Below are 8780 nucleotides of genomic sequence, written 5' to 3'. Positions count from 1 at the left end.
AATACCACCAGGATCCATTTAGCGGTCGATGGTTATGGCTTGCCAGTTGAGTTTGAAATCACCGGTGGAGAAGTCAATGACTGTTCTGCCGCACCCGATTTGATTGCCAGGTTGCCTGACGCAAAAGCAATAGTTGCAGACAGGGGCTATGACAGCGAATGGTTACGGGAACAGATAACGAAGAAGGGAGCTCAGGCTGTGATACCGGGAAAGCGCAACTCGCTGAAGAGTAGTGCAGATATGGATTGGGGTTCATATCAATACCGGCATTGGCTGGAGAATGCTATTGCCCGGCTAAAGCATATCGGGCAATAGCAACACGATACGAAAACTGAAGCGGAATTACGAGAGTAGGGTAGCCATAGCGTGTGGATATCTGTGGCTACCTATGTGAAATGTCAACATGCCCTAGGGGGCGAGTAGTTACCTTCATTCTTCAATTTTTCATATTGTTCACGACTTACGCCGGAACTTTGTGCGCCGTTTCACGTTTCCAGTTGCGGTGTTGGGCAATTGCTGCGACAAAAGGTTCGGCCGTTTCCTTTGCTGTACCACCGAAAATCACGGCTTTATCCGTTTCATTCTTCCCGGCATACGTCTGGCTTTTGATAAATTCGACGCCTTCACCGACGCCAGCGATCGCCTTGCAGTGCTTAAAGGCTTCGTTGACAAAATGAATCGCATCCATTTCTTCTGCTAAAGCGTCAACGCTCGTCTTGCCGCCCGGAATGTAAACCGCGTCAAAAAGAACCGAGCTAGTCGTCAGCCATGTTGCGTCAACTTCGACTTCCGCGCCGCTAGCGGTTTTGATCGAGCCGTGCCGCGATGCGATGATCTTGACCATTGCACCTTCTTCAGTTAATGATTTTTTCATCGCGTCAAGCGCGTCGTCATCCACACCATCTGCTGCCAGAAAAGCAACGCGACGCGTCTTTATGGTGTCTTTGACAGTATTCTCCATACTCAGCGCTTCGGATTTATCGAGATAATTTCTCTTGTCAGTCGGCTGAACCGTTTTCGGATCGGTGTTCGCTCCGAACGAATGGTTAATTGGCTGTTCGGGGCTCTGCGTTGCCAGACCGAGATTGGCAGCAACCTTATTTGCTAAATCCATATCGATCTGCGTCAAAATGTTGACCATTCTCTGCCGAATCGAGACCATTTCGACCTTTCCTAATTCGAACGAAAAAGCGTCAACCATATGTTTTTTTTCGGCTTCCGACTGGCTGTGATAAAACAACGCGGGTTGCGTGAAATGATCCCGGAAGCTTTCGCTGCGGGCGCGCACTTTTTGGGCATCAATACGTTCTTCGTAAGAATGAAACCCCCCGTCCGTCATCATTGCCTGAAACGGGCAGCCGCCGCCCAGAGAATTTGGATCATACGACACACGCCCTTTGTTGATCATCTGGCGCATCTGCGCATCACGCTGATTGTTGTGAATCGGCGCGATCGGACGATTGATCGGAATTTCATGAAAATTTGGCCCGCCCAAACGCGACAGTTGCGTGTCCAAATAAGAAAATAGGCGCCCTTGCAGCAACGGGTCATTTGTAAAATCAATGCCCGGGACGATATGGCCAGGATGGAACGCGATTTGTTCGGTTTCCGCGAAAAAATTATCGGGATTACGATTCAGAGTCATTTTGCCGATCCGCTGCACGGGAACTAACTCTTCGGGAATGATTTTTGTCGGGTCGAGCAGATCAAATTCGAATTTATGTTCGTCTCCTTCGGCGATGATCTGTACGCCGAATTCATATTCAGGGTAAGCGCCTGCTTCGATTGCATCCCAGAGATCACGGCGGTGAAAATCGGGGTCTTTGCCTGAAATACGCGTCGCTTCGTCCCAGAGAACTGAATGCAGACCGAGAAGCGGTTTCCAGTGAAATTTGACGAAATGGGATTTACCTTCCTCATTGATAAAACGAAATGTATGGACGCCGAAGCCTTCCATCATTCTGAAACTGCGCGGAATCGCGCGATCCGACATCGCCCAAAAGATAGCGTGCATCGATTCGGGCATCAGGCTGATAAAATCCCAGAAAGTATCGTGCGCAGCGGCGGCTTGCGGAATTTCGTTGTGTGGTTCGGGTTTCACGGAATGCACGAGGTCGGGAAATTTCATGGCATCCTGAATAAAAAATACCGGCGCGTTATTACCGACTAAATCATAATTTCCCTCTTCGGTATAAAATTTAACAGCGAAGCCGCGAATATCACGCGCCAGATCGGTCGAGCCACGCGAGCCAGCGACAGTTGAAAAACGCACAAAAACTGGTGTTTTCACGCTTGGGTCTTGCAAGAATTTTGCCTTCGTATATTTCGCCATTGATTCGTAAACCTGAAAATACCCATGTGCCCCTGCGCCGCGCGCGTGAACGATGCGTTCGGGAATGCGTTCGTGGTCAAAATGAGTGATCTTTTCGCGGAGAATAAAATCTTCAAGAAGCGTTGCGCCGCGCTCGCCCACCTTTAATGAATTTTGGTTGTCGTTGATGCGAACGCCCTGATTTGTCGTTAAAAATTGTTCGGTGCCATCTTCGCGGTTTTGTTCCAGATCCCGTAGTTTAAAATCGCCGTTGCCTTGACCGTTCTTATCTGCTGTCATTGCTTTTCCTCTTAATAATTGTTTTTTATTTTCAATAAAATTAGTTGGAACATTTCGGCAGATTTATTTTCCGCCTTTTTGGAAAAATAAAAGCCCAAGCGCTTTGTCTGATTTTGGTAGACATATTTTCGCGTTCTAAATTCAATGATTTTTTTCTTACCAAAGGAATATATTTATTCCTTGCAGCAATAGCTAAAGTTTAGGGGTTGACGGAGCAAAAATAACTAATTGATATATAAAGATAATAATGCTGTTAAATGGTATAATTTTAATTTGCATTAAAAAATGAAGAAATGAAATAATATAGCCATGAATTAAGAGAAAAAATCATGGCAATAAAATCTAGTAGAGCAGATCAATTGGTATCGGCGAAGAACATTGGTCTTTCCGTCAGGTGAGCGTGTGGCCAGCGCACGCGTTACGGTAGAATCACTCGTGGCGAAGAGAAGGTGCCTCGAACGAAACGAGATCATCAGAACCGTGCTATTGCCATGCTTGAGCAGGAAGCGCAAATTCTGGATGAGGTTTTGGTGGGATCGGCGCAAGGCCGCGCGGTAGTTGCTCCTCCGCTTAAAGAGAAAATTAAGGAGCGGCTAGGTAAGCGCGTAGTTCTATCAACAATTTATCGAATGCTGGTACGCCATGGTTGGTGTAAACTCGCACCAGATAGCACTCATCCTCAGGGAAATGCTGCGTTGCGTGAAGATTGGAGAAAAAATTAAAGAGCCATTAGATGAAATGATCGCTACGTGAGGTAATCACCAACCGCTACGCCTGATATTTCAGGATGAAGCCTGCTTTGGACGTGTTTCCGATACACATCGGTGTGAGTGCGCTCCATCCCCTATGTGTCAGGATGCCTTTCGCCGCAGCTGAAACCTAAAAACCTGAAGGGCGAAGCGAAAGGACATGAAGCAAAAGAGTTATTCAAAAGAATTTAAGGAATTAGTCATCAAGAAGATGATGCCACCCAATGCAGTATCTGTTCCACAATTATGTAAGGAAACAGGCATATCTGATGTTATTCCATTTCTATTTCATAAGTGAATTTATAATCCAAGGCCATGCAACGATGGAATGGACACACTCACGATTTTTTTCCAGGTCGCGCATTGCTGCTTCCAGGTGATTTTCAAGTGTATCCAAGCTGTCGAATACACGGTTATGGAATGATTTCTCCCGTAGCTTACCCCAAATATTCTCCATAGGATTGAGCTCTGGTAAGTAGGGTGGCAGCCTCAATAAGCGCAGATTATGTGGCGCTTAAGGGCGTGACTACGATGCCATCCTGCCTCATCGAGCGCTAGAACCATTCTGTCATTGCGATGACACGCGACGCTACCTCATCCAGAAATAGCTGCCTGCAATCGCTATTAACCTGAGGCAGGATAAGCGTATCCAGTTCACCATCAGCCACAGAGACAGCGGCATAAGCATAGACCTATTCCTGAGTGATGATTGCTTGACATAGCGGTCGTATAGGCTTGGGACATCAACCTCGGCGTGTATCAGAAACACGCCCAAAGCAGGCTTCATCCTGAAATATCAGGCGCAGCTGTCCTTCTGCTTGCCACTCCTGGTCAATTCCTGTGAGGGTATCTTGAAGTTTTTTTTTCACTCGTCTTGAGCGAGCACGTCTGCTTTGGGATGACGCTTGTCAGGAGCCAACTTGCGCCAGCCATGGCGGTGCAGCAGGCTGTAGGTGGCGGCGAGCGACGTCTTGCGCTTTAAGCGGGTGTCCAATGCCTGCTTGATTTCGCTCACAATCAAAATACCTCCTGCCGATGCTTTTTCTATAAAAGGCGCTAAAAAAGCAACTTCTTCTTCACGGGAAAGATTCTGGCGCCGTCGTCCACCACGGGTGAGCTTGGTTGTGTCACGCATGCCGCCATTGCGGATAAGGCGCCTTCGAAACTGGCACGCCCAGCCTATTGAAGTACCTATTGCGGTAGCTGTCTGCTCCATTGATAAGCCAAACTCCAAAGGTAGCACTACAGCCTGCGCCTGTCTTGATTCTTCTATTGTTTTTGCATTAACCGGTAAGCCCTTTGCTTGTTCCAACACCTCTTTACCACTTGCTACTCGTGCCATCACCATACTTCCTCTCATAAGTCGCTTCTATTGCTGCACCTATGAAATAGAGATGGAATTAGCAGCTGAGCCTATCTCGGAGCGCTTTGATTATCGCCCGCCTCGTGGAAATCCTGCTTCCTGGCTGCGTACCGTGAGGAGGGTGCATGGTGCTGAGTAGAGACAAGACACCAGTCGGAGGTGTTGCTTATCCTCCTGTGTCTAACTTAGCCCGGATGTTAGCAGGGCCGCAACTCCGATCAGAACGAGTTTTATGATGAGCGTCCCCATTATCTGGTTTCGTAACCATATTTCAATTATTATGACCCAACGCTGCCACAAATCAAGATGCGAGCATGACCGATACCACCAAGACTGACCGCAGCCCTTGGGCTGTCTTTCTGATTTTTCTTCAACTGGGCTTGACCTCCTTTGGTGGCCCGATTGCCCACTTGGGCTACTTCCGTGATGAGTTTGTGACGCGGCGGCAGTGGCTGACCGAGCGCAGCTATGCGGATTTGGTCGCTCTCTGCCAATTCCTGCCGGGACCTGCCAGCAGTCAGGTCGGGATCGCGCTCGGGCTGTCTCGATCCGGCTATGCCGGTGCGCTGGCCGCATGGGCGGGCTTCACGCTGCCGTCAGCGATTGTCTTGATTCTGTTTGCACTGGGCATGGCCAGCTACGGGAATGCGATACCGTCTGGCATGCTGCACGGCCTGAAAGTGGTGGCTGTGGCGGTGGTCGCGCAAGCTGTATGGGGGATGGCTCGCAATCTCTGTCCAGACGTACCGCGCATCACCATCATGGCGGCGGCGACGTGCTTTATTCTTCTGGTGCCGTCCGCTTGGGGGCAGGTGGGGGTCATCGCTATTGCAGCGCTCATTAGTCTTTTGCTGTTTAGTCCTCAGCAGAGGGCAGCGCACGACCCTCTGCCGATTGCCATCCGGCGTCGCGTTGGCTTGCTCTGGCTGACGCTGTTCTTTGCCCTGCTGTTGGGGTTGCCATTGTTGGCTGCCTTGTTCCCGAATCAGGCGCTGTCGATGGTGGATGCCTTCTACCGTGCCGGGTCACTGGTCTTTGGGGGTGGACATGTTGTACTGCCGCTGCTGCAAGCCGAGGTCGTACCTTCGGGCTGGGTCAGCAATGACGCGTTCCTGGCGGGCTACGGTGCCGCGCAGGCAGTCCCTGGCCCTCTGTTTACCTTTGCGGCATTTCTTGGTGCTTCGATGAATGAGGCACCCTCCGGCTGGTTGGGTGGGTTAATCTGCCTGCTGGCGATCTTCGCGCCATCCTTCCTGCTGGTCGTGGGAACCTTGCCGTTCTGGGAGCACCTGCGCCGCAGCATCCACACGCAGGCGGCATTGTCTGGCATCAATGCGGCTGTGGTTGGCCTGCTGCTGGCTGCCCTCTATCAACCGGTGTGGACGAGCGCGATTTATGCACCGCAAGACTTTGGCTTGGCACTGGTGGCGCTGGTTGCCCTGATGTTTTGGAAGCTGCCGCCCTGGCTGGTTGTCGTCGTCAGTGGTGTTGCGGGCTGGTTGTTGAGCACAGTTGTATGAGGTTCGGAAAATGACCGATAAAGACTTTTACGGCGGGCTGATCCGTTTGCACATCCTGCACCACGTAGCCGAAAAACCTATCTTCGGTCTCGGCATCATCAAGGAGTTGCGATACCACGGTTACAAGCTCAGTACGGGTACTTTGTATCCGATGCTGCATGGCTTGGAAAAGAAGGGCTGCTTCTCTACACGTCATGAGCATCCCGGTCGTCGTGATCGAAGGGTGGATGAGATCACGAAGCAGGGCCACGTGGCATTGGCTGATGCCAAAGTTAAGGTCAAAGAGTTGTTCAGGGAGTTGATTGAGGGCGTGGATATTCTGAAGGAGATCGTTGATGGAATTGCTTAAAGTCGCCGGCCTGTTCGCGATTACGGCTGTGGCCGAAATCGTTGGTTGTTATCTTCCGTGGCTGGTCTTGAAGCAGGGGCGTACCATATGGCTGCTCTTTCCGGCGGCTCTATCGCTGGCACTGTTTGCTTGGCTGCTCACGCTACACCCGGCTGCAGCCGGGCGTACCTATGCTGCCTATGGAGGCATGTACATCGCCGTGGCGCTCCTATGGCTACACTTCGTCGATGGTATCGCGCTGACTCGTTGGGATCTGGCGGGCGCAGCAATCGCCCTGGTCGGTATGGCAATCATTGCGTTGCAGCCAGCGACAAGCGCGTGATGCCCTACGGTTTTCGGATTCTGTCGCCACATCATTCGGTATTGGTGGTATATCGGGAATTGAACTGAAGTCCGCAATCACTCTACTATATTTATAATCAGCGATAAGATATGAGATTGGGAACCTCGTGATTATGACCTTCCGTTTCTTGCCGATTGTGTTGAGGTATTGCCCGATTTAGTTGACATGTTAATCAGCCCATATTCCTACGTCTTTGAGAATGTAAGGCTTCTCCTAGTGCTCGCTCCCATAGAACCGCGTTCGAGTTCAGGGCCCCGCTTCAGATTGGCGGTCCCCAAGAATATCTTCTATATAAACCATCCTTATCAGGACCATGCTTGCTGCTGTCATAGGGGTGGCTAGAATAATGCCAAGGCCGCCGGCCAAAACGCCGAGCAATATTTGCATGCTAATGATAAGGGCTGGCGGTAAATCAACCATGTCTTGCTGTAGCAATGGCGTAAGTACATAGCTCTCAAGTACTTGTACTCCCATATATAGTGCAATCACGTATATAAGTTTGTCGGAGCCATGTACCAACGCCAGCAAGGCAGCAGGAATCAAGGCGAGAATGGGACCGATATTAGGAATAAATGTAAGAAGCGCGGCAATAATGCCTAATAGCAGCGCAAGTTCGATTCCGATTAACGAGAGTCCAATTGCTGTCAATATACCCACCGCAAACATTGCGATAATCTTTGCAAGAAGCCAGGACTGAAGTGCCGATCCTATTTCATGCACTACTTCTCTTGCACGAGCACGCCTGTTTCGTGGAACGAGCTGGATCATACCGTTGAGATAGATGCGGGGACTTATTGCCATAAAAATGCCGATTACGAGGAAAACCAGAAAATTTGCCAATGCGCCGAATGTTGAAGAAAACATTCCAGTGATAGTACTGGGGATATTAGAACCGTCTGAGGCCATGCTTGCAATCTGGTCTTTCTTCTCAAGAAGCTTTCTCATCCATTCATATTTTAGAACCTGTTCTCGTGTCTGATCTACTGCCTGGGGTATGTATTCCGTTAACCGATCAATTTGATCGGAAACTTCGGGTGCGATCGACCAAATACCGATCACAGTAACGAATGAAAGCGCCAACAATACAAATGCTAGCGACCATTTCTCCGGAAGGTGCGTCTTTAGGTGGATCCATTTGCTCAGGGAATTAAGAAAAACTGCCAGCAGGACGCCCGCGAATATAAGAAGAAAAACTTCCCCAGCTTTCCACAGCAAAACCATGAGGATCGAAACCAATGCAAACGCTCCGGCGTACATGAGCGCTTTCTCGCCCGGCATTTTTCCTTCCTTTTTACTTGATTCGTTTTTGCTTATCGGGGTTAATTCGGATCGATCCGTTTCCATTTGATTACATTTTTTGTCAGACCCGGCATTAAGGTCAACCAGTATTGGAGTTCAGCCGAATAAAGCAGCTAAAATTTTCTTCGTTTGTGGCTATTTTTTATATGTATTTACGAGATAACTGATCCTCGTCATGCTCTGTGCTTTCTAACTCACGCCGAAGCCAAATTGCGTCCGTGATAATTTATACTGAACAGTAACAACAGTAACAGATGCTGATACAAAAAAGTTCAAGACTATGATTCTAACAGAATATTTCTGAGTTGATTCTAGGGTCTGTTGACGTTTTAAGATAAGTGCCTCATAGATAGAACAAACGCGTAATATTGGGTTTCCTACACCACCAACCAAACGAGTTTGCGATGCCCCGAATGATGCTCAATGATGAGTACTGGTCGAAGCTGGAGAGGATTCTGCTTCAAGAATCGATTGATAACAAGCGCAATCTGCGCATGACGGTAGAAGGCATACTGTATTGAATGCGGGTTGGCTGTCCATGGCGCG

Annotated in this window: 10 protein-coding genes and 2 pseudogenes; 7 read left to right on the top strand and 5 right to left on the bottom strand. The window is 49.3% G+C overall.

Annotated elements, in window-relative coordinates:
• A pseudogene (locus BM283_RS16300) lies at positions 1–394 on the top strand (IS5 family transposase); the annotation flags it as partial.
• A gap of 66 nt (positions 395–460) precedes the next feature.
• Here BM283_RS16300 and katE read toward each other — a convergent pair.
• A complete protein-coding gene (gene katE / locus BM283_RS16295) occupies positions 461–2611 on the bottom strand; it encodes a catalase HPII (RefSeq protein ID WP_090694996.1) in 2151 nt (716 codons plus the stop codon).
• A gap of 449 nt (positions 2612–3060) precedes the next feature.
• Here katE and BM283_RS16290 point away from each other — a divergent pair, with 449 nt between their 5' ends.
• A complete protein-coding gene (locus BM283_RS16290) occupies positions 3061–3333 on the top strand; it encodes a winged helix-turn-helix domain-containing protein (RefSeq protein WP_090694993.1) in 273 nt (90 codons plus the stop codon).
• 310 nt (positions 3334–3643) lie between these two features.
• Here BM283_RS16290 and BM283_RS20710 read toward each other — a convergent pair whose 3' ends face one another.
• The 3 genes from BM283_RS20710 to BM283_RS16280 form a co-directional block, all read right to left on the bottom strand.
• The gene (locus BM283_RS20710; protein WP_090694990.1) at positions 3644–3862 is read right to left on the bottom strand and encodes a transposase; all 219 of its coding nucleotides are present in this window, start codon (positions 3860–3862) and stop codon (positions 3644–3646) included.
• A gap of 241 nt (positions 3863–4103) precedes the next feature.
• On the bottom strand, positions 4104–4229 hold the full coding sequence (locus BM283_RS20370) for a hypothetical protein (protein ID WP_302848307.1): 126 nt from the start codon (positions 4227–4229) through the stop codon (positions 4104–4106).
• Positions 4226–4720: a winged helix-turn-helix domain-containing protein gene (locus BM283_RS16280; protein WP_090694987.1), complete on the bottom strand. Its 495-nt coding sequence runs from the start codon at positions 4718–4720 to the stop codon at positions 4226–4228. Before BM283_RS16280 ends, BM283_RS20370 begins: the two co-directional genes overlap by 4 nt.
• 34 nt (positions 4721–4754) lie before the next feature.
• On the opposite strand from BM283_RS16280, the gene BM283_RS19640 reads away from it, so the two are divergent.
• The 4 genes from BM283_RS19640 (at position 4755) to BM283_RS16265 (ending at position 6914) form a co-directional block, all read left to right on the top strand.
• Entirely contained in the window at positions 4755–4862 is a 108-nt protein-coding gene (locus BM283_RS19640; protein WP_217646567.1) for a YfdQ family protein, read from the top strand.
• A 175-nt stretch (positions 4863–5037) separates the two neighbouring features.
• Positions 5038–6243, top strand: a complete 1206-nt coding sequence (gene chrA, locus BM283_RS16275; RefSeq protein ID WP_090694985.1) for a chromate efflux transporter — start codon at positions 5038–5040, stop codon at positions 6241–6243.
• 10 nt (positions 6244–6253) lie between these two features.
• Positions 6254–6592, top strand: coding sequence for a PadR family transcriptional regulator (locus tag BM283_RS16270; RefSeq protein ID WP_090694982.1), 339 nt, complete (start codon positions 6254–6256; stop codon positions 6590–6592).
• On the top strand, positions 6579–6914 hold the full coding sequence (locus BM283_RS16265; RefSeq protein WP_090694979.1) for a YnfA family protein: 336 nt from the start codon (positions 6579–6581) through the stop codon (positions 6912–6914). Before BM283_RS16270 ends, BM283_RS16265 begins: the two co-directional genes overlap by 14 nt.
• 267 nt (positions 6915–7181) lie before the next feature.
• Here BM283_RS16265 and BM283_RS16260 read toward each other — a convergent pair whose 3' ends face one another.
• On the bottom strand, positions 7182–8279 hold the full coding sequence (locus BM283_RS16260) for an AI-2E family transporter (protein WP_090694977.1): 1098 nt from the start codon (positions 8277–8279) through the stop codon (positions 7182–7184).
• Between the two features lie 359 nt (positions 8280–8638).
• Between BM283_RS16260 and BM283_RS20175 the strand changes: the two are divergent.
• Positions 8639–8752, top strand: a pseudogene (locus BM283_RS20175) (IS5/IS1182 family transposase); the annotation flags it as partial.
• Between the last annotated feature and the right edge of the window lie 28 nt (positions 8753–8780).

The sequence above is a fragment of the Nitrosomonas sp. Nm34 genome (genome assembly GCF_900113925.1).
Classification (GTDB): domain Bacteria; phylum Pseudomonadota; class Gammaproteobacteria; order Burkholderiales; family Nitrosomonadaceae; genus Nitrosomonas.
The sequence above is the reverse complement of the archived record's forward strand: the minus strand, read 5'-3'. Positions and strand labels throughout refer to the sequence as shown.

Coding starts and splice junctions, on each gene's coding strand:
- BM283_RS16280 (WP_090694987.1), bottom strand. CDS start 4,720: ATGAGAGGAAGTATGGTGATGGCACGAGTAGCAAGTGGTAAAGAGGTG.
- BM283_RS19640 (WP_217646567.1), top strand. CDS start 4,755: ATGGAATTAGCAGCTGAGCCTATCTCGGAGCGCTTTGATTATCGCCCG.
- chrA (WP_090694985.1), top strand. CDS start 5,038: ATGACCGATACCACCAAGACTGACCGCAGCCCTTGGGCTGTCTTTCTG.
- BM283_RS16270 (WP_090694982.1), top strand. CDS start 6,254: ATGACCGATAAAGACTTTTACGGCGGGCTGATCCGTTTGCACATCCTG.
- BM283_RS16265 (WP_090694979.1), top strand. CDS start 6,579: ATGGAATTGCTTAAAGTCGCCGGCCTGTTCGCGATTACGGCTGTGGCC.
- katE (WP_090694996.1), bottom strand. CDS start 2,611: ATGACAGCAGATAAGAACGGTCAAGGCAACGGCGATTTTAAACTACGG.
- BM283_RS16260 (WP_090694977.1), bottom strand. CDS start 8,279: ATGGAAACGGATCGATCCGAATTAACCCCGATAAGCAAAAACGAATCA.